This is a genomic window from Pseudomonas sp. CMR5c, assembly GCF_003850545.1.
Classification (GTDB): domain Bacteria; phylum Pseudomonadota; class Gammaproteobacteria; order Pseudomonadales; family Pseudomonadaceae; genus Aquipseudomonas; species Aquipseudomonas piscis.
The window spans coordinates 4,918,435-4,938,079 of record NZ_CP027705.1 but is presented as its reverse complement, the minus strand read 5'-3'; the positions used below and the strand labels follow the sequence as shown (position 1 = coordinate 4,938,079).

Below are 19,645 nucleotides of genomic sequence, written 5' to 3'. Positions count from 1 at the left end.
CCTTGTTGTCGGGGGATCAGGCCTTCTCTTATTGGTGGGGGGCGAGGATCAAACGCTCATCCTCTTTGAAGAAATGCTCATCGCAGTTGTTGCCAGAACCACTGCGATCGACCACCAGGAAGTCATCCCGCTTTTCGATCGTCAGCACCGGGTGGTGCCAGACGCCGCGATGGTAGTTGATGCCCTGCCTGCCATTACTGACAAAGGCGCGGACGAGACCTGATACAGGTGCATCGCCAAGTGGCGCGACCACGATCAGAAAGGGGTTGCCGAGCAGCGGGATGAAAGCCTGGCTGCCCAGCGGATGACGTTCCAGCATGCGGATGGTGAGCGGCATCTCCAGCGCGTCGGCGCGGAAGATGCTGATGATCGCCCGGTCCTCCGGCTGGGCGGTCTCGACCGTCGCCAGGCGGTGGAAGCGCATGGTCGAACCGTTGTTGATCATGAAGTGGTCGCTGCCGTCGGTTTCGATCACGTCTCCGAAAGGGGCGAAGGCTTCTTTGCTCAGGGGCTCAATGGTCAATGTGCGCATGCTGTTCTTCTTGAATTCTCTATGGGTTGCTGTTGGCCATGTCCGGCGCTGCTCACCGAGCGGTTTCAGCCTGCATCCCTGGCGGATGCCCAGGGCTGTTCGCGGCTCGTGTCCGGGAATCGGTGCGGCTGGATGCGAAGGTGCGGGCCCCGAGGTTCGGCGAGGCTCCGGACAGCCGGGCATGCACCCTTGCGGGTGGCGGGCTGCGGGCAGGATATGGCGTGGTTGTTCATTGTTCTTGTCAGCCTTTATCGGTGGTTTTGCCGCGGCAGGCCGGGCCTGCCTCGACCACTGGCTACAGCGTCTGCAAGCGGAACAGGGCGATCTTGTTGATTTCCGCCAGGGCGCACTTGAACTCGGTGTCCACCGAGTTGTGGATGCGGGTTTCGAAGGCGGCGAGGATCTGGTGCCGGTTGCTGCCCTTCACCGCCATGATGAAGGGAAACTGGAACTTGGCCTTGTAGGCATCGTTCAGTTCGGTGAAGCGCTGGAACTCCTCGGCGGTGCACTGATGGATGCCGGCGCCGGCCTGCTCGTTGGTGCTGGCCGCGGTCAGTTCACCCTGGATCGCGGCCTTGCCGGCGAGGTCCGGGTGGGCGTTGATCAGCGCCAGTTGGCGGGCGTGGTCGGCGCTGAGGAGGATGTCGCTCATGCGCTGGTGCAGCCCCTCGATCTGGTCGATGGAGGCGTCCAGGCCCAGGTCATGGGCCTTTTCGGCCACCCATGGGGAATGCTCGTAGATGTCGGCGAAGGCCTCGATGAAGCCTGTGCGGTCCAGGGTCGAGGGCTTGAGGGTCTGGAATGCGGTCATTTCGCCGCTCCCTGGCAAGGGTGGACTTGCTGCCAGTGACGGGCGATATCCACCCGCCGAGTGAACCACACCTGTTCGTGGCCCTTGACGTACTCGATGAAGCGCTTGAGGGCGGCCAGGCGTGCCGGACGTCCAACCAGGCGACAGTGCAGGCCGATGGAGAGCATCTTCGGTGCGTCTGCACCCTCGGCATACAAGACGTCGAAGGCGTCCTTGAGGTAGTGGAAGAAGTCATCGCCCTTGTTGAAACCCTGCACCTGGGTGAAGCGCATATCGTTGGTGTCCAGGGTGTAGGGGATCACCAGGTGCGGCTTGCCGGTGGGGTTGTTGGGTTCCCAGTAGGGCAGGTCGTCGTCGTAGGTGTCGCTGTCGTAGAGGAAGCCGCCTTCCTCCATCACCAGGCGCCGGGTGTTCGGGCCGGTGCGCCCGGTGTACCAGCCCAGGGGGCGTTCGCCGGTGATCTCGGTGAGGATGCGGATCGCTTCGAGCATGTGCTCGCGTTCCTGGGCCTCATCCATGTACTGGTAGTCGATCCAGCGGTAGCCGTGGCTGCAGATCTCGTGGCCGGCCTCGACCATGGCGCGGATCACGTCCGGATGGCGCTGGGCGGCCATGGCCACGGCGAAGATGGTCAGCGGGATATCGAATTCCTTGAACAGCTTGAGGATCCGCCAGACGCCGGCACGGCTGCCATATTCGTACAGCGATTCCATGCTCATGTTGCGCTCGCCTTGCAGGGGCTGCGCGGCGACCATTTCCGAGAGGAAGGCTTCGGACTCCTTGTCGCCATGAAGGATGTTGCGCTCGCCGCCTTCTTCGTAGTTGAGCACGAAGGACAGGGCGACGCGGGCATTGCCTGGCCAGTGAGGGTGAGGAGGGTTGGAGCCGTAACCGATCAGGTCGCGAGGGTAGTCAGCGCTCACTGCAGTCTTCCTTATTGTTCGTGGTAACTGTGGCGTGGCGGGACCTGAAACCGGGAAGAGCCAGGTGAGCGTCACTGCGATGGCTTGATTGTATACAAGTTTATAATCGGTTTGTAAGCCCGTTTTTTTGCAAATTTACCCTTTTGTTGCTGCACAATCTCCCTGCAAGAAATCTGCCCAAGTGGTCAGCTTATGAATCGCAAGTCGCCAGGCGGCGTGCTTTTGGTCTTGATCGGCGGTCGACCGGCAGTAGCCTTGGAGTGGACGATGAGTGCAATTATTATTGTGTACAATTTTAGATAAAAGTGTCTTAATCGTGGCCTCGCCATGCTCGTTGCCCAGCCGCCGATCATGGCCGCCCTTTCTTTCACTGACTCCGGGAGGCGCGAGGCCTGAAGCTCGATCGCAACAGGCACGCAGAATCAATGGGACGTTTGACTACACACGTTTTGGATGCCGCACACGGCTGCCCTGGCAGCGCCATCAAGATCGAGCTGTATCGGGTCGAAGGGGCGCAGTTGGAACCGGTCGCCACCGCCGTCACCAACAGCGACGGGCGCTGCGACGCACCGCTGCTGCAAGGCGATGAGTACCGCAGCGGCGTCTACCAGTTGCACTTCCACGCCGGCGATTACTACCGCGCCCACGGTGTGCAGTTGCCGGAGCCGGCATTCCTCGATGTGGTGGTGCTGCGTTTCGGCATCAGCGCCGAGCAGGATCACTACCACGTGCCGCTGCTGATTTCGCCCTACAGCTATTCGACCTATCGAGGAAGCTAGGACTTTCCCCCAAGAATCCTGCGCAAATAGCTTTCTTTGGTCCTTGCCCGCCCCACACTGCGGGCTTTTTTTTGCCCGCGACCAGGGCGGGCCGGTGTGTTGCCGGGGCGCCCATGAAAAAGCCCCATCCGACTGGACGGGGCTTGGCGACAAGGGCCGAGAACTACAGGAACACGAACTTGGCGATGAAGATCGCACACAGCACGTACAGACTGATGGAGATTTCCTTGTGCCTGCCGGTACCGGCCTTGAGCACCACGTAGGTGATGAAACCCAGGGCGATCCCGTCGGCGACGGAAAAGGTCAGGGGCATCATGATCGCCGTGACGATCGCCGGAATGCTGTCAGTGGCTTCTTCCCAGTCGATATGGGCCATGCCGCCCATCATCAGCATCGCCACGTAAATCAGCGCGCCAGCGGTGGCGTAGGCGGGGATCATCCCGGCCAGCGGGGCGAAGAACATCGCCGCCACGAACAGCACGCCCACGGTGATGGCGGTCAGGCCGGTACGGCCACCGGCGGCCACGCCTGCGGCGCTTTCCACATAGCTGGTGACCGGTGGCACACCGACCATCGCGCCGAACACGCTGGAGGCGCTGTCGGCCTTGAGCGCCCGGGACAGGTTCTCGATCCGTCCGTCAGGGTTCACCAGGCCGGCGCGCTGGGCCACGCCCATCAGGGTGCCGGCGGTATCGAACATGTGCACGAACAGGAACGCCAGGACCACGCTGATCATGCTGACGTTGAACACCCCGGCGACATCCATGGCCATCCAGGTCGGCGCCAGGCTTGGCGGCGGGGAGAGGATGCCGTTGTAGTGCACCAGGCCCAGGCCCCAGCCGGCCAGGGTCACGGCGATGATGCTGATCAGGATCGCGCCGAACACCCGGCGATAGCTGAGCACGGCGATCATCAGGAAGCACACCGCAGCCAGCAGCGGCCCCGGCTCGCGCAGGGAGCCGAGCTTGATCAGGGTCGCCGGGCTGTCGACGATGATCCCGGAGGTCTTGAGGCCGATCAGGCCGAGGAACAGCCCGACCCCGGCGCCCATGGCGAAGCGCAGGCTGGCCGGAATGCTGTTGAGCAGCCACTCGCGGACCCGCGACAGGGTCAGGATCATGAACAGCACGCCGGAGACGAAGACCGCGCCGAGGGCGGTTTCCCACTGGTAACCCATGGTGCCGACAACGGTGTAGGTGAAGAAGGCGTTGAGCCCCATGCCAGGTGCCAGGCCCACTGGCCAGTTGGCGTACAAGCCCATCAACAGGCAGCCCAGGGCCGCGGAGATGCAGGTGGCGACGAAGGCGGCGCCGTGGTCGATACCGGCGTCGGCCATGATGTTCGGGTTGACGAAGATGATGTAGGCCATGGTGATGAAGGTCGTCATGCCGGCGATCAGCTCGGTCTTCACCGTGGTGCCATGCAACTTGAGTTTGAAGATGCGCTCCAGCCAGCCGCTGTTCGGCGATGACGAGAGGTTGAGCGGAGAGGCTTCGGATTTTCGGCTTTCCACAGCGAGTACTCCTCAAGAGTTTTATTGTTTTTTCCAGAACCGGGCACGCGAGGGTGGGCAGCGGCTCTTTGAGGCAGGTCAGGCGCGTGGGCTTAGTTGACCCTTGGGTCAAGAACTCACAGTTGGCGATTATGCTTTTGTATACAAAGAATGCAAATAATGTTTTTGGACTTGTGTGCGAAAGCTCTGCCAGGCACGGCTATATCGAGCTTGCAGGCAATCGGGGCTCAAGACGGGGAGATGGCAGGAGGCGGGTACCGGGAGCTGATGCCCGCCCGGGAAGTCAGGCGTCGGCCGGTTTGCCGGCCAGGGCCTGGTTGACCGCCAGCCAGCCATTGACCGCATCTTCACCCGCTTCGGCAAAGGCCCGTTGCAGCAACTTGACCTGCTCGCGGCGCAAGGATTGTTCGAAGCGCACGCCTTCGGCGGTCAGTTGCAGCAGGCGTTTGCGCTTATCGCAGGCTGGCGTGACGCTGTTCACCAGGTGCATTTCCAACAGTTGGCGCAGGGGAGTGTTCAAGGCTTGCTTGCTGACTCCCAGCAGGGCCAGCAACTCCTTCACGCTCAACTCGGGGTAGCGAGCGATGAAAAACACGATGCGTTGATGGACGCGGCTCAGGCCGCGACGTTCGAGCATTTCGTCGGCCTTGGCAGTGAAGGCCTGGTAGCCGAAGAAGAAGGCTTCCATGGCGATCTGCTGCGAGGATTGCTGTTTAAGGTCAAGCATATTGACGTATCTGCGAGAGTCGGCGTAATTTTAGGTCAAGCAGTTTGACGTATTTTCCCAGCCCTTCGCTAGCGGTGACTCCATGGCCTTCTCCGAACGTGTATCGCGCCTCAAAAGCTCCCTGATTCGTGAAATCCTCGCCGCGGCCCAGCGTCCGGAAGTGATGTCGTTCGCTGGAGGCCTGCCCGCCGAGGCGATGTTGCCCAAGGTGCAGTGGCAGGACATGCCCACCACCATGGGCCAGTACGGCATGAGCGAGGGGGAGCCGCAGCTGCGCGAGGTCCTGGCTGAACAGGCTCGCCAGCTCGGCCTGCCTTGTACGGCGAGCCAGGTCCTGGTGGTCAGCGGCTCCCAGCAGACCCTCGACCTGGCGGCCAAGCTGTACATCGACAAGGGCACCCAGATCATGCTGGAAGCCCCGACCTACCTGGCAGCCTTGCAGATCTTCCAGCTGTTCGGTGCCCAGTGCCTGACCGTGCCCCTGCAGGAAGATGGCCCGGACCTGGTGCAGATGCGCCAGCGCCTGGAACAGCAGCGCCCAGCCTTCGCCTACCTGATCCCGACCTTCCAGAACCCCTCGGCCGTGCGCTACAGCGAAGCCAAGCGCGATGCGGTGGCGGCTTTGCTGGACGAATTCGAAGTCACCCTGGTCGAGGACGAGCCCTATCGCGAGCTGACCTTCGACGGCGGCAGCGCCAGGCCCATTGCCGGGCGCTTGAACAAGGCCAGCTGGATCTACAGCGGCACGGTATCCAAAACCTTGCTGCCCGGCTTGCGGGTCGGCTACCTGATCGCCAGCCCGGACCTGTTCCCGCACCTGCTGCGGCTCAAGCAGTCGGCGGATCTGCACACCAACCGTTTCGGCCAGTGGCAGGCCATGCAGTGGATCGGCAGCGACCGGTTCCAGCAGCATCTGCAGGATCTGCGCAGCTACTACCGCCAGCGTCGTGATGCTTTCGAGGCGGCCTTGCAGGCTCACTTCAGCGACTTGGCGTACTGGCAGGTGCCCGCGGGCGGATTGTTTTTCTGGCTGAGCTTGAAACAGCCCCTCGACACCCGCACTTTGCTGAAGGCGGCGTTGGAACGCGACGTCGCCTTCATGCCCGGTGAGCCGTTCTTTAGCGAACCGGACCACAACCACGGGCATCTTCGGTTGAATTTCAGCCACATCGATCCGGCGCGGCTGGACGAGGGCCTCAAGCGGCTGGCCACCGTGATACGTCAAGCACAGGCTGCACAGGCAGCCTAGGGGAGGGCCATGTACAAGGTTTATGGCGATTACCGTTCAGGCAACTGCTACAAGATCAAGCTGATGCTCAACCTGTTGGGTCTGCCTTATGAATGGCAGGCGGTGGATATCCTTGGCGGGGATACCCAGACCGAGGCATTCCTGGCGAAGAACCCCAACGGCAAGATCCCGGTCCTGGAACTCGAGGACGGCACTTGCCTGTGGGAGTCCAACGCGATCCTCAACTTCCTTGCCGATGGCAGTGAGTTCCTGCCCAGCGAGCCGCGGCTACGGACCCAGGTCCTGCAATGGCAGTTCTTCGAACAATACAGCCACGAGCCGTACATTGCCGTGGCGCGTTTCATAAAAGCCTACGAGGGCTTGCCCGAGGAGCGCCGGGAGGAATATCTGAAGCTGCACAAGCGTGGCTACAAGGCGCTGGATGTGATGGAGAAACAACTGAGTCGCACGCCGTACCTGGTGGGCGAGCATTACTCCATTGCCGACATCGCGCTGTATGCCTACACCCATGTGGCCCATGAGGGTGGTTTCGACCTGGCCGGCTATCCTGGGATCCAGGCCTGGATGCAGCGGGTGGCGAGCCATCCGCGACATGTGGCGATGTTCGATTGAGCGGCGGCCGGCGCCTGACGGGCACCGGACCTTCGCGGCAGGTTGTTCAGACTGCGGAAAAACGCTGGTTCAGGTAGTCGATGATCACCTTGGATTCGTACATCCAGGTGGTCTGCCCGTTCTCTTCGATGCGCAGGCACGGCACCTTGATCTTGCCGCCTTGTTCCAGCAGGGCCTGGCGGTCCTGTGGGTTGTTCTTGGCGTCGCGCAGTGCCACCGGCACGTTCAGGCGGTGCAGGGTGCGACGGGTCTTCACGCAGAAGGGGCAGGCGTGGAACTGGTATAGCGCCAGGCCCTGGGCGGTCTGCTCGACCTGGGCCTGGGCGGCAGCGCTGCGCTGCTGCTTGCGTGGGCGGGTGATGAAGTCGATGAAAATGATGAGTTGGCCCAGGCCGACTCGCAGTGCTTTGACGATCACGGTGTTGCCTCTTGCCCATGGATGAAGGGGCGGCAGCTTAACCGATTTTTGCCAGGCGAAAAAAAACCGGCGATCGACGCCGGTTTTTTCATTTCCCGCCTGTCACTTGATCAGGCTGAGGAACTCGCTGCGGGTCGCGGCATTCTCGCGGAATTCACCGAGCATCACCGAAGTGATCATCGACGAGTTCTGCTTCTCCACGCCGCGCATCATCATGCACATGTGCTTGGCCTCGATCACCACGGCCACGCCCAGGGCACCGGTCACTTGCTGGACGGCGTCGGCGATCTGCCGGCTGAGGTTTTCCTGGATCTGCAGGCGCCGGGCATACATGTCGACGATGCGCGCGACCTTCGACAGCCCCAGGACCTTGCCGCTGGGAATGTAGGCCACGTGGGCCTTGCCGATGAAAGGCAGCAGGTGGTGTTCGCACAGCGAGTAGAGCTCGATGTCCTTGACCAGTACCATTTCGCTGTTGTCGGAGCTGAACAAGGCACCGTTGGTGACCTCTTCCAGGGTTTGTGCATAACCGCGGCAAAGGTACTGCATGGCTTTGGCGGCGCGCTTGGGCGTGTCGAGCAGGCCCTCGCGGGAGACGTCCTCGCCCAATTGGCCGAGGATCGCGGTGTAATTCTGTTCCAGGGACATGAAACTACCTGTGGGATTTTACGCAAAGGGCAAGGGTACGGTGGCCGGCACGGCGCTGCAAGCTCGATGCAGGCGCTTTATTCGTCGCGGCCTTCCATCATGGTGCGCTTGAGCATCACATACAGCGCGCCGGTGCCGCCATGCCTGGCCTGGCAGGAAGCGAAGCCCAGCACCTGCGGATGCTGGCGCAGCCAGGTGTTGACGTGGCTCTTGATCATCGGCCGCTTGCCGTCCAGGCGCACGGCCTTGCCGTGGGTAACCCGGACACAGCGGATTTCGAACCTGGTGGCTTCGGCGAGGAACGCCCAGAGGGTTTCCCGGGCTTTCTCCACGGTCATGCCGTGCAGGTCGAGGCTGCCTTCGAAGGGGATCTGGCCGATCTTCAGCTTGCGCATCTGGCTGTCCTGGACCCCATCGCGGGCCCACATCAGCTCGTCTTCCGGCCCCACGTCGATGACGAACTGGTCGGACAAGCCGTCCACCGTGGTGGTTTCGCTGCGTACGGTGGCAGCCTGGCGCAGCTTGGCGATCTGCGCCCGGTCGGTCTTGGGTTTGCCTGTTTCGGCACGGTCATGCTTGATCGGCTTGATGCCGCGCATTTCGTTCTTGAACAGGGAAAAGTCGTCGTCTTGCATGTCAGCCTCCGCGAAGGGCGGCTAGTTTACCCAAGTCGGTACGCCTTCAGGCGCGTAAATCGCGCCGTGGGCCGTTTCAGTCGTGTTTTTTCATCAGGTGCGGGGCCATGTTCAGCGCCAGCGGCTGGCGCATGCGCCGTCGGCAACGTCGCCACAGGCGTACGCCGGCATACAGCAGTACCAGGCCGATCAGCAGAACCACCGTCGATCCCAGCGGTTGGGCGTTGAGTTCGCCCAGCGCCGGCGCGCGCCCCAGCAGGCTGGCGATACCGGCCATGGCTAGCAGCACGCCGCAGGTCGCCAGCAATGCGGAGAATGCCGCTCCCAAGCGCAAGCGCCAGTTGCGCGGGCTCTTGGGCCGCAACCGGCGTGCGTCAAAACCATCGGATATCTTCATTCCGACCTTCCTCAGTGGGTATCGGCCCTTCGACCGGAAGTTGATCGGGTGGTTCCTGAGGCTCGGGTAATTGCTGCAAATGCGTGGCATTCATGGATGAGCGGCCCGCCAGCCGCTCATCGGAGGGCGGTCAGATCAGGCTTGCGGTCGAGGCCAGGGTGGCGAAGTTATCGGCCATGATCGCCATTTCGGTCTGCTGGACGTGTGCAGCGCTGAGGATGCCGTCCTTGTAGGGCAGGTCGCGGGTGGCGCAGGCATCTTCCACCAGGGTGCAGCGAAAGCCCAGGTTCTTCGCCGCGCGGACGGTGGTGCTGACGCTGGAGTGGCTCATGAAACCGGCCACGATCAGGTCCAGGGAGCCCAGGTCCTGCAGGCGCTTTTCCAGTTCGGTGCCGTGGAAGGCGCTGGGCAACAGCTTGCCGATGATGGTCTCGTCACCCTGGGGTTCGAGGCCGGGAATGAATTCGCCGCGTTCGCCCTGGGGGTCGAACAGGCCGCCGACGGTGCCGAGGTGGCGGACATGCACGATGGGCCGGCCGGCTGCCCGGGCGGCGCTCAGCAGCTGGCGGATGTTGGCCACTGCCGCGTCCATGCCGGACAGGGCCAGGGGGCCGCTGAGGTACTCTTTCTGGGCGTCGATGATCACAAGGGTCGCGTGGCTCAAATTGGCCGCCGCATAACCACGACCGCTGAGTTGAAACATCGTCTTTGGAACGGACATTCTGGGGCTCCTGTGAGTGGGGCGTTTGCGACATTGTCCTCTGGCGGAGCGCTTCTGTGAATCGCTACTAACGTAAGGGGCGCCGTTGCTGGCCTGCAGCCATGTCAAGAGCTATCGTCGAACGCCCTTCGAGAGGAGCCAGGGCGCTCGCCGGTCGATTGCGCGGCAATGGTTTTCACGCTTAGTCGACAACGGCTTTGGCTGTTAGAATCGTCGGTCGTTTTGTCAGGAGTCTGTTCCGTGATCACTTCCCGTCTACGCACCTTGCGTGACCATATCCGCTGGGCTGTCAGCCGCTTTCATGGGGAGAATCTGTTCTTCGGCCATGGCACCGACAATGCCTGGGACGAGGCGCGCCAACTGGTACTGGGTGCCCTGCATCTGCCCTGGGAAATTGCCGATAGCTATCTGGACTGCGCGTTGGAAGACAACGAGCTGGTCCACTTGCAGCACTTGCTCAAGCGCCGCATCGAAGACCGGGTCCCCGTGGCCTACCTGCTGGGCGAGGCTTGGTTCTGCGGCCTGCCATTCATGGTCGACGAGCGTGTGCTGGTTCCCCGCTCGCCCATTGGCGAACTGATCGAGAAGCGCTTCGAGCCCTGGCTGGCCAACGAGCCGGCCCGCATCCTCGACCTGTGCACCGGCTCCGGCTGCATCGGCATCGCCTGTGCCTACGAGTTCCGTGATGCCGAGGTGGTGCTCGCGGACCTGTCCTTCGAGGCCCTGGAAGTGGCCAACCAGAACATCGAGCGTCACGGCGTCGAAGAGCGGGTCTTCACCGTGCAGGGCGATGGTTTCGATGGCCTGCCAGGCCAGCGCTTCGACCTGATCGTGTCCAACCCGCCCTATGTCGACGCCGAGGATTTCGCCGACATGCCCGAGGAATACCAGCACGAGCCCGAGCTGGGCCTGGCTTGTGGCGAAGATGGCCTGAACCTGGTGCGGCGCATGCTGGCCGAAGCGGCCGGGCACTTGACCGAAAAGGGCCTGCTGATCGTCGAGGTAGGCAACAGTCAGGTGCACGTCGAGGCGTTGTATCCGGAGGTGGATTTCGCCTGGCTGGACTTCGAGAACGGTGGCCATGGCGTGTTCATGCTCACCGCCGAACAATGCCGTCAGCACCAGGCACTCTTCGCTTCTCGTCTCTGAAGGGGGCCGCCGGCCCGCGCAATGCGGGCCCTGGCGGCAAGGGGATGCGGCTCAGCGGTGAGTCGCGATCCAGATCAGCAACCCGGCCTGGAACACGGCGAAGGCCACCAGGCAGGTGATGGTGAAGCGCAAGCCGGCATCTTCACGCTTGTACTTGGTGACTTTCTCATCCTGCTTGCGCAGCTTGCCTTCCAGCTCCTCCAGGTTCTGTTCGGCCTGCTGGAGCATCTGCGCGGCTTCCAGTATCTCCACGAACTGCAGTTTCTCGGTGTTCCACTGGCTCAGCAGCTCACCGACCTGGACGTCCTTGACGCTGCCCTTGAGGTGCTGGGCATCGGCGTAGGCCACGTCGAAACCCTGCATGCGCAGCACATGGTCGCGGCGCAGGCGGGTGTCTTCGTTCAGGGCGTCCTTGTTCGCCAGGTCGAAGCCGTCGACCCGGTAGTGCGGCCATTTCTTCTGTGCCCACTGTGCGGCCTGGGCCAGCAGGAAGCGGCCAATTCCACGGTTCAAGGGTTCGATCTGCAGGCCGCCCTCGGGCTCGAAGCAGACTCGGCGAGTGTCGTGCTCGACCCACACATCCAGGTGGTTCTGTTCCTTGCGCACCCGTTGCCCGGGCAGGCTGACGTTCAGGCGCAGCAGGCTGTATTGCTTGTTGCTGCGCTCGGCGTAGCCGAACTCGATGAAACGCAGGGGACGTGAGCCGGTGGCGCGATCGGTTTGCAGGGGAGCCAGGCGCAGCATCTTGCGGTGCTCGACCTGAACGTCCGCCCAGGGGCGCGCTGCCGGCTCCGGGGCGACGGTTTCCTGCTCGGCGGCAGGTGAATTCTGGGTATCAGTCATAACGGCAAGTCCTGTCCAATCGCTGTGCGCCGACAGCAATCGAACGGCCGGCAAAGGCTTATCGGCCGTTTTTTCCAGGACTGGAGGGTTAAAACAGGCTAACGGGTGTGAAGTCCGTCAATAAAGTCGGTGATGGCACTGCCCAGCTGTGCCGCCAGGGGCAGTTGCGGGTCCTTGTAGGAGGCCAGCTGGCGCTGCAGGTCGTTGGGCACGATGCGCATCACATGGTTCATGCCCTCGATCAGCGCCAGCCGGGCATCGGGTTTGGCGGCCTTGAGCACCTTGGCATCATCGACGCTGACCTGGATGTCGTTGCTGCCCTGGACGATCAGCGCCGGCATCTTCAGGCGGGCGAACGCAGCGGCCGGATCCTCGCGGAACAGCGTGATCAGGTAAGGCTGTACGCTGGGACGGAAGATCACCTGCAAGGCTGCGGGCACATCGCTGTCGACCTTGCCGGCCTTGAGACTGTCCAGCAGTTCGTTGGCCCGCACCATCAAGCCCGGGGGCAGGCGGTAGCTCAATTGCTGGCGCAGGACTTGGTCTACCGGCCGGGCGGTGCCGGCGATGGAGATCACCCCGGCGGCATCCACTTGCGGCGCGGCGAGGCTGGCGATCAGCGCCCCCTCGCTGTGGCCCAGTACCACCAATTGGCCCAGGCGCGGGTCGGCCTTGAGCTTGTTGCCCCAGGCGACGGCGTCGGCCACGTAGGCCTCCAGGGTCAGGTTGCGTTCGTCCGGGGTGGCGGCGAGGCTGGCGGCCACCCCGCGCTTGTCGTAGCGCACGCTGGCGATGTTGTGCCGGGCCAGCACCCAGGCCAGGCGCTTGAGGTTGTCATTGCGCCCGCCGTCGGGGTTGTTGCCGTCGCGATCGGTAGGGCCGGAGCCGGAAATGATCAGCACGACCGGCACGGGCTGCGCGGATTTGGGCAGCAGCAGCGTGCCGTACAGCTCGCCATGGCCGGTATCCAGGCTGATGGGACGTTGCAGAACGGTGGCCTGGGCCAGGCCGGTGAACAGGAACAGACTCAGCAGAAGAACTCGCAGCATCATCACGCCATCATGGAAAAGGTGCCCGTTGGACTCGGGCAAGGGTCGAAGGTTCGAGGATGAACTACTTGGGTAGCCTGCGTATACTGCCGTGCTGCCGGGAGCTGTTGCCGTGGGTCGATGGAGGATCGACAAACCGTAACGGGACCTGGTCCAGATTGAGTCATTCCCGCTGATTTCACGGAGCGCCCCGCATGTCCGGCAATACCTACGGCAAGCTGTTCACTGTCACCACCGCCGGCGAAAGCCATGGCCCGGCGTTGGTCGCCATTGTCGACGGCTGCCCGCCGGGCCTCGAGCTGTCCCTGCAAGACCTGCAGCGCGACCTGGACCGGCGCAAGCCCGGCACCAGCCGCCACACCACCCAGCGCCAGGAGCCCGACGAGGTCGAGATCCTCTCCGGAGTCTTCGAGGGCAAGACCACCGGCTGCTCCATCGGCCTGCTGATCCGTAATACCGACCAGAAGTCCAAGGACTACTCGGCGATCAAGGATCTGTTCCGCCCGGCCCACGCCGACTACACCTACCACCACAAGTACGGCATTCGCGACTACCGTGGCGGTGGCCGCAGCTCGGCGCGGGAAACCGCCATGCGCGTGGCGGCCGGTGCCATCGCCAAGAAATACCTGGCCAGCCAGGGCATCGTGGTGCGGGGCTACATGAGCCAGCTGGGCCCGATCGAAATCCCGTTCAAGACCTGGGACTGCGTAGAGGACAACGCCTTCTTCAGCCCCGACCCGGACAAGGTGCCGGAGCTGGAGGCCTACATGGACCAACTGCGCCGTGACCAGGATTCCGTGGGCGCGAAGATCACGGTGGTCGCCGAAGGCGTGATGCCAGGGTTGGGCGAACCGATCTTCGATCGCCTGGATGCCGAACTGGCCCATGCGCTGATGAGCATCAACGCCGTCAAGGGCGTGGAAATCGGCGCCGGTTTCGCCTCGGTGTCCCAGCGTGGCACGGAACACCGGGACGAGCTGACGCCGGAAGGTTTCCTCAGCAACAACGCCGGCGGCATCCTCGGTGGCATCTCCTCGGGCCAGCCGATCATTGCCCACCTGGCCCTCAAGCCGACCTCCAGCATCACCACTGCGGGGCGCTCCATCGATGTCGACGGCAACCCGGTGGACGTGATTACCAAGGGGCGCCACGACCCATGCGTGGGCATCCGCGCCACGCCGATCGCCGAGGCGATGATGGCCATCGTGCTGATGGACCATCTGCTGCGTCATCGCGCCCAGAACGCCGACGTGCGCGTCGGTACGCCGGTCCTGGGCCAGCGTTGATGCCGGCGCTGCCGGTCGCCACGGTCGGATGACCGTGGCGGCATTGCCGTACTGGCGGCTTTCCAGCTTCTACCTGTTCTATTTCGCGCTACTGGGTTCGACCGCGCCGTTCCTGGCGCTGTACTTCGACCACCTGGGGTTTTCCAGCGCGCGGATCGGCGAGCTGGTGGCCATCCCCATGCTCATGCGGTGCGTGGCGCCGAACCTCTGGGGCTGGCTCGGCGACTACACCGGCCGGCGCCTGGCCATCGTGCGTTTCGGCGCGATCTGCACCCTGGGCTGTTTTTCCCTGATCTTCATCGACCAGAGCTACGCCTGGCTGGCGATGGTCATGGCCCTGCACGCCTTCTTCTGGCACGCGGTGCTGCCGCAGTTCGAGGTCATCACCCTGGCCCACTTGCAGGGGCAGGCCTCGCGCTATAGCCAGGTCCGCCTCTGGGGGTCCATCGGTTTCATTCTCACGGTGGTGGTCCTGGGGCGCTTGTTCGAATGGCTGAGCCTGGATATCTACCCGGTCACCTTGGTGGTGATCATGGCGGGGATCGTCCTCAGCAGCCTGTGGGTGCCCAATGCCCAGCCGCTGGCCCAGGGCCAGCGGCTGGCGGGGGAGGGATTTCTCCGGCAGGTGCGAGCCCCCGGGGTGCTGGCCTTCTACTTGTGCGTGGCGCTCATGCAACTGAGCCACGGTCCTTACTACACCTTCCTGACCTTGCACCTGGAGCGCCTGGGCTACAGCCGTGGGCTGATTGGCATGCTCTGGGCCCTTGGGGTGGTGGCCGAGGTGCTGATGTTCCTGGCCATGAGCCGGATCCTGGCGCGGTTCTCCGTACGCCGGGTGTTGCTGGCCAGCTTCCTGCTGGCGGCCCTGCGCTGGTTGCTGCTGGGCAGCCTGGCGGAGTTCCTCTGGGTGCTGCTGTTGGCCCAGGTGCTGCACGCCGCGACCTTCGGCAGCTTCCACGCGGCCTCCATTCATTTCGTCCAACGCAGCTTCGGGGCGCGCCAGCAAGGCCAGGGCCAGGCGTTGTACGCAGCCCTGGCGGGCACCGGCGGCGCTCTCGGAGCGCTCTACGCCGGCTACAGCTGGAACGCCCTGGGCGCGACATTGACCTTTAGTATTGCCAGCGTCGCAGCCCTGGCCGCAGCCGTTATCATTGCCACCCGCATGCAAGAGCAGAGGCCCTGAGCCTGTTTCTCGCACTGTTGCCTGTCGTGGCCAGCGACCCTGCCAAAGCTCCTTCGACGAAGGCGCCGGCGTTGTGTCCGAACGGCCCCATCAAACTCCAGGAGTCACCACTATGAGCAGCCTGTCCGTCTATCACTTCTCCAGCCCGGACCTGCCGAACAAGGTCCTGACCCATTTCGAGGATATCGCCGCCACCCTGGCCGAGCAGGGCATCGCCATCGAGCGCTGGCCGCACGCTACCCGGATCGAACCCGGCGCCAGCCAGGAGCAGGTCCTGGCCGCTTGCCAGGCCCAACTCGATCCGCTGATGAGCCAGCGCGGCCATGCCTCGCTGGAAGTGCTCAGCCGCAAGGGCAGCTATGCGGACATCGACGGCAGCTTGCCCGAGGAGCAGCGCTTGGATGACGACGCAGCGTTGCTGTTGCTGGCTGGGCGCGGGCTGCTCTACCTGCACATCGACGACTACGTGTATGGCCTGGTATGCGAACGGCATGAGCTGGTCTCGCTGCCGGCAGGCACCGCCCACTGGTTCGATATGGGCGAGCAGCCGGACCTGGTGGCCATCCGCTTGTTCGGCGGCAAGACCGCGACCCAAGCCGCCAAGATCACCGGTGACGCGATCGCCAGTGTTTTCCCACGCCTGGACGACTGACCTGGCAAATGCACTCGGGCCGGCGCCACGCAAGGTGGGGCCGGCCCGAGCAGCTGGATGGGCAGCGACTTACAGGGAGTGGTAAGTCGGCAGGGCGAAGCGGTTCTGGCTCTGCAACAGGGAAATCTGTGGCAGCTCGCTGGCCTGCTCGGCCAGGTCGCGGCGGATGGCACTGATGACCCACGACAACTGGTCTGCGGCGTGCAGTTGGGCGTAGGAAATCGAACGCTTGAACTCCTTGCCCTCGCTATTGCGCAGGGTGAGCAGGATGCCTCCATCGGGGCGCGCCAGGGTGGTCACTTCGAAGTTGGAGAACAGGGAGGAAAACTTTTCTTGGATCAGGCTCATGTCTATCAGCTCCGTTAGTTCTTGAAGGGCAAGCATGGAGTGATAGGTGCAGCGATTGTGCCAGTATTGGATTTTATAAAAATCCTTATATATCAATTACTTATAAAATCACCTGAAAAAAGAATTCGTGCAAATTGCATGAATCGCCATCGTGCATCCTGCATTTTGCAGGTTGTGGCGGGGCAGGGCGCATGGTGGCCTTGATCATTGTGACCATCGGGCCGGCAAGAAAATTCAATGCCGATCCAGGGCCATGAAGTGCCATCAAAGGGCGGCGCTGGAGATACAAAACTTTGCAAAAACCCCGTGTACAGCTTCGCGAGGGCTGACGTATTTTCCAGCTCGTCAGCCCTTGCTGCACTGGTCTTGCGCCAGCGCTGGGCAGGGGCTTGCAGCGACATGGAATGTGTTGCGGCGCGGTCCTGGTGACCTCGCCAGAAGGATAATAAGAATATAGGACGCCCTTCATGAACGATCTGCGCATACCCTCGGCGGCGCTGCCTGCCGCACTCTCCCCGACTCATCCGTCGTTCCTTTCCAGCAGCTGCGGCCTGCGTCGCCTGCCGGTGCTCCGATCCCGGGTCGCCAATCCCGGTTGAGCCCAGCACGTCATCCGTTGCCAGCGCCCGGCCGGCCAGGTCCGGGCACAGACCTTTGTCGTCGAGCCGGAGCCACCATGAACAAGCAAAAGAGCGACATGATCACCTGGGGCATGATGCTGCGTAAGGTGCCGTCCATTGCCCGGGCGCTGCCACGGGTGGTGCGCGGTATCAGGGCCGGGAACATCGAGAAGGCGGACCAGCCCTGCGGCCTGGGCTGGAGCTTCGAGCAAGCGACCAGGCGCAATCCCCAGGGGCCGGCATTGCTGTATGGCAACCGGGTCCTGAGCTACACCCAGGTCAACCAGTGGGCCAACCGCATCGCGGCCTACCTGCAGGAGCGAGGCATCGGCAAGGGCGATGTGCTGGCGGTCTTCATCGAAAACCGTCCGGAACTGCTGGTCACCGTACTGGCGGTGGCCAAGCTCGGCGGGATCTGCGCCATGGTCAACACCGCGCAGACCCAGGGGGTGCTGGTGCACAGCCTGAACCTGGTCAAGCCGGTGGCGATCATGGTCGGCGCCGAGTTGCTGGCGGCCTATTCGGCGGTGCGCGACCAGGTCGGAATCGAGCCGCGGCGCACCTGGTACGTCGCCGACCAGGATACCCTGGCCGATCCCGGAGCCACTCCCGAAGGGCTGGTCAACCTGATGGCCGAGAGTGCCGGTTACCCGGGGGACAACCTGGCCCAGACCCAGCGCATCTTCCTCGATGACCCTTGCTTCTACATCTATACCTCCGGCACCACCGGCTTGCCCAAGGCAGGCATCTTCAAGCACGGGCGCTGGATGCGCACCAGTGCCGGCTTCGGCACCATCGCCCTGGATATGCAGCCTGAGGATGTGCTGTATTGCACCTTGCCGCTGTATCACGCCACCGGCTTGTGCGTGTGCTGGGGCTCGGCCATCACCGGGGCCTCGGGGTTCGCCATCCGCCGCAAGTTCAGCGCCAGCCAGTTCTGGGACGATGCCCGGCGCTTCCAGGCGACCGCCATAGGTTATGTCGGCGAGTTGTGCCGCTACCTGATCGACCAGCCGGGTTCGCCACGCGACAGCGACCACCAGGTGTTCAAGATGATCGGCAACGGCCTGCGCCCGGGGGTCTGGAGTGAATTCAAGCAGCGCTTCGGCGTCGGCCATATCTGCGAGCTGTACGCTGCCAGCGACGGCAACATCGGCTTCAGCAACATTCTCAACTTCGACAACACCGTCGGGTTCTCCCTGATTCCCTGGGCCTTGGTGGAGTACGCCCACGACACCGGTGCGCCGCTGCGCAACAGCCAGGGGTTCATGCAGAAGGTGGCCAAGGGCGGCCAGGGCCTGCTGCTGGCGAAAATCGACGACAAGGCGCCGCTGGATGGCTATACCGATCCGGAGAAAAACCTCAAGGTGATCCTCAAGGACGTGTTCGAGAAGGGCGACAGCTACTTCAATACCGGCGACCTGCTGCGTGATATCGGTTTTGGCCATGTGCAGTTCGTCGATCGCTTGGGCGATACCTTCCGCTGGAAGGGCGAGAACGTCTCCACCACCGAGGTGGAGAACATCCTGCTGGGGCACCCGCAGGTCGCCGAGGTGGTGGCCTATGGCGTGGAGATCCAAAACACCAACGGCCGTGCGGGGATGGTGGCGATCACCCCGGCGGAGTCCCTGGCGACCCTGGATTTCAGCGCGCTGTTGCAGTTCGCCCGGCAGCAACTGCCGGGCTATGCGGTGCCGCTGTTCCTGCGGATCAAGGTGAAGATGGACACCACCGGTACTTTCAAATACCAGAAGAGCCGCCTGAAGGAGCAGGCCTTCGATCTCGAACGCACCGATGACGATCCGATCTATGCCTGGCTGCCGGGTTCGGACACCTATGTGCGCTTGACCCCGCAGATCTTCGCCGACATCCAGGGAGGGCGCCTGCGCTATTGATTCTGTCTATGGCGGCCCTTGGGAAAAAGAGGATGACAGGCTGCGGCCGGCTTGGGGAAACTAGCGACTTTCCGATTTGCCGAACCTGGAGTTACCGATGACCGACAAAAGCCGCCAGATGACCGAAGACGAGGCCGCCCAGTTTGTCGAGCAGGTGTTCAACGTCGCCCGCCAGGGCGATGCCCAGATGCTCGACCGGCTGGCCGGTGGTGGCCTGCCGGTCAACCTGCGCAACCACAAGGGCGATACCCTGCTGATGCTGGCCGCGTACTACGGGCATGTGGAGGCGGTACAGGTGCTGCTCAAGCACAAGGCCGACCCCGAGATCCGCAACGACAACGGCCAGAGCCCGATCGCCGGGGCCGCCTTCAAGGGCGATCTGGCGGTGGTCAAGGCGCTGGTGGAGGGGGGGGCCCAGGTCGAGGGCGCCTCTTTCGACGGCCGTACTGCGCTGATGATGGCGGCGATGTTCAATCGCACCGAGATCGTCACCTACCTGATCAGCCAAGGCGCCGATCCCAAGGTTCGCGATGCCAATGGCGTCAGTGCCCTGGAGGCTGCCCGGACCATGGGCGCGGCGGATACCACCGCGCAACTGGAACAGCTCCTGGCCTGAGGCGCGAGAGCGGCGAGGGCTTGGGCCCTCGTCGTTCAG

23 protein-coding genes are annotated in these 19,645 nt (G+C 63.2%); 9 read left to right on the top strand and 14 right to left on the bottom strand.

All coding sequences use genetic code 11. The features are described 5' to 3' along the window. Nucleotides 1–28 precede the first annotated feature (28 nt). The 3 genes from C4K40_RS22550 to puuE form a co-directional block, all read right to left on the bottom strand. Entirely contained in the window at nt 29–532 is a 504-nt protein-coding gene (locus C4K40_RS22550) for an ureidoglycolate lyase (RefSeq protein WP_022640170.1), read from the bottom strand. A 295-nt stretch (nt 533–827) separates the two neighbouring features. Beyond that, nucleotides 828–1,343 (bottom strand): 2-oxo-4-hydroxy-4-carboxy-5-ureidoimidazoline decarboxylase, encoded by a 516-nt coding sequence (gene uraD, locus C4K40_RS22545; RefSeq protein WP_022640169.1) that lies wholly within the window; start codon nt 1,341–1,343, stop codon nt 828–830. Then, nucleotides 1,340–2,266, bottom strand: coding sequence for an allantoinase PuuE (puuE, locus tag C4K40_RS22540; RefSeq protein ID WP_022640168.1), 927 nt, complete (start codon nt 2,264–2,266; stop codon nt 1,340–1,342). Before puuE ends, uraD begins: the two co-directional genes overlap by 4 nt. 425 nt (nt 2,267–2,691) lie before the next feature. Here puuE and uraH point away from each other — a divergent pair, with 425 nt between their 5' ends. After that, on the top strand, nt 2,692–3,045 hold the full coding sequence (gene uraH / locus C4K40_RS22535; protein ID WP_053133264.1) for a hydroxyisourate hydrolase: 354 nt from the start codon (nt 2,692–2,694) through the stop codon (nt 3,043–3,045). 163 nt (nt 3,046–3,208) lie between these two features. Here uraH and C4K40_RS22530 read toward each other — a convergent pair whose 3' ends face one another. Continuing rightward, nucleotides 3,209–4,558 carry an NCS2 family permease gene (locus C4K40_RS22530; RefSeq protein ID WP_053133262.1) on the bottom strand — a complete coding sequence of 450 codons (1,350 nt, stop codon included), beginning with the start codon at nt 4,556–4,558 and terminating at the stop codon, nt 3,209–3,211. A 283-nt stretch (nt 4,559–4,841) separates the two neighbouring features. After that, complete coding sequence (locus C4K40_RS22525; RefSeq protein ID WP_031320282.1) at nt 4,842–5,285, bottom strand: MarR family winged helix-turn-helix transcriptional regulator; 444 nt, start codon at nt 5,283–5,285, stop codon at nt 4,842–4,844. Nucleotides 5,286–5,367: 82 nt separating this feature from the next. Between C4K40_RS22525 and C4K40_RS22520 the strand changes: the two genes are divergently transcribed. After that, a complete protein-coding gene (locus tag C4K40_RS22520; protein WP_022640164.1) occupies nt 5,368–6,534 on the top strand; it encodes a PLP-dependent aminotransferase family protein in 1,167 nt (388 codons plus the stop codon). A gap of 9 nt (nt 6,535–6,543) precedes the next feature. Then, nucleotides 6,544–7,146: a glutathione S-transferase family protein gene (locus tag C4K40_RS22515; protein WP_022640163.1), complete on the top strand. Its 603-nt coding sequence runs from the start codon at nt 6,544–6,546 to the stop codon at nt 7,144–7,146. A gap of 46 nt (nt 7,147–7,192) precedes the next feature. Here the strand turns inward: C4K40_RS22515 and C4K40_RS22510 are convergent, their stop codons facing one another. The 5 genes from C4K40_RS22510 to C4K40_RS22490 all read right to left on the bottom strand — a co-directional run bounded on the left by C4K40_RS22510 (nt 7,193) and on the right by C4K40_RS22490 (nt 9,965). Then, nucleotides 7,193–7,564, bottom strand: coding sequence for a glutathione S-transferase N-terminal domain-containing protein (locus tag C4K40_RS22510; RefSeq protein WP_022640162.1), 372 nt, complete (start codon nt 7,562–7,564; stop codon nt 7,193–7,195). A gap of 102 nt (nt 7,565–7,666) precedes the next feature. Beyond that, entirely contained in the window at nt 7,667–8,212 is a 546-nt protein-coding gene (folE, locus tag C4K40_RS22505; protein WP_011062625.1) for a GTP cyclohydrolase I FolE, read from the bottom strand. 77 nt (nt 8,213–8,289) lie between these two features. Further along, nucleotides 8,290–8,847 (bottom strand): Smr/MutS family protein, encoded by a 558-nt coding sequence (locus C4K40_RS22500; protein WP_022640161.1) that lies wholly within the window; start codon nt 8,845–8,847, stop codon nt 8,290–8,292. Nucleotides 8,848–8,923: 76 nt separating this feature from the next. Next, entirely contained in the window at nt 8,924–9,244 is a 321-nt protein-coding gene (locus C4K40_RS22495; protein WP_053133259.1) for a hypothetical protein, read from the bottom strand. A 130-nt stretch (nt 9,245–9,374) separates the two neighbouring features. Further along, complete coding sequence (locus C4K40_RS22490) at nt 9,375–9,965, bottom strand: cysteine hydrolase family protein (RefSeq protein WP_031320281.1); 591 nt, start codon at nt 9,963–9,965, stop codon at nt 9,375–9,377. Nucleotides 9,966–10,205: 240 nt separating this feature from the next. Between C4K40_RS22490 and prmB the strand changes: the two genes are divergently transcribed. Continuing rightward, a complete protein-coding gene (gene prmB / locus C4K40_RS22485) occupies nt 10,206–11,114 on the top strand; it encodes a 50S ribosomal protein L3 N(5)-glutamine methyltransferase (protein WP_022640158.1) in 909 nt (302 codons plus the stop codon). A gap of 51 nt (nt 11,115–11,165) precedes the next feature. Here the strand turns inward: prmB and C4K40_RS22480 are convergent, their stop codons facing one another. Further along, the gene (locus C4K40_RS22480; protein ID WP_022640157.1) at nt 11,166–11,957 is read right to left on the bottom strand and encodes a hypothetical protein; all 792 of its coding nucleotides are present in this window, start codon (nt 11,955–11,957) and stop codon (nt 11,166–11,168) included. A 98-nt stretch (nt 11,958–12,055) separates the two neighbouring features. Then, nucleotides 12,056–13,009: an alpha/beta hydrolase gene (locus C4K40_RS22475; protein ID WP_053133256.1), complete on the bottom strand. Its 954-nt coding sequence runs from the start codon at nt 13,007–13,009 to the stop codon at nt 12,056–12,058. A gap of 191 nt (nt 13,010–13,200) precedes the next feature. On the opposite strand from C4K40_RS22475, the gene aroC reads away from it, so the two are divergent. The 3 genes from aroC (at nt 13,201) to C4K40_RS22460 (ending at nt 16,127) form a co-directional block, all read left to right on the top strand. Further along, nucleotides 13,201–14,292: a chorismate synthase gene (gene aroC, locus C4K40_RS22470; protein ID WP_053133253.1), complete on the top strand. Its 1,092-nt coding sequence runs from the start codon at nt 13,201–13,203 to the stop codon at nt 14,290–14,292. A 28-nt stretch (nt 14,293–14,320) separates the two neighbouring features. Then, nucleotides 14,321–15,475: an MFS transporter gene (locus C4K40_RS22465; RefSeq protein WP_164485037.1), complete on the top strand. Its 1,155-nt coding sequence runs from the start codon at nt 14,321–14,323 to the stop codon at nt 15,473–15,475. Nucleotides 15,476–15,587: 112 nt separating this feature from the next. Continuing rightward, a complete protein-coding gene (locus C4K40_RS22460) occupies nt 15,588–16,127 on the top strand; it encodes an acireductone dioxygenase (RefSeq protein WP_053133250.1) in 540 nt (179 codons plus the stop codon). A 69-nt stretch (nt 16,128–16,196) separates the two neighbouring features. On the opposite strand, the gene C4K40_RS22455 is transcribed toward C4K40_RS22460, so the two are convergent. Further along, nucleotides 16,197–16,475, bottom strand: coding sequence for a DUF3509 domain-containing protein (locus tag C4K40_RS22455; RefSeq protein ID WP_022640152.1), 279 nt, complete (start codon nt 16,473–16,475; stop codon nt 16,197–16,199). 92 nt (nt 16,476–16,567) lie between these two features. Further along, a complete protein-coding gene (locus C4K40_RS22450; RefSeq protein ID WP_124421355.1) occupies nt 16,568–16,876 on the bottom strand; it encodes a hypothetical protein in 309 nt (102 codons plus the stop codon). A gap of 275 nt (nt 16,877–17,151) precedes the next feature. Here C4K40_RS22450 and C4K40_RS22445 point away from each other — a divergent pair, with 275 nt between their 5' ends. Further along, nucleotides 17,152–18,990 carry a long-chain-acyl-CoA synthetase gene (locus C4K40_RS22445; RefSeq protein WP_053133246.1) on the top strand — a complete coding sequence of 613 codons (1,839 nt, stop codon included), beginning with the start codon at nt 17,152–17,154 and terminating at the stop codon, nt 18,988–18,990. 97 nt (nt 18,991–19,087) lie between these two features. After that, nucleotides 19,088–19,606: an ankyrin repeat domain-containing protein gene (locus tag C4K40_RS22440; RefSeq protein ID WP_022640150.1), complete on the top strand. Its 519-nt coding sequence runs from the start codon at nt 19,088–19,090 to the stop codon at nt 19,604–19,606. Nucleotides 19,607–19,645: the final 39 nt, after the last annotated feature.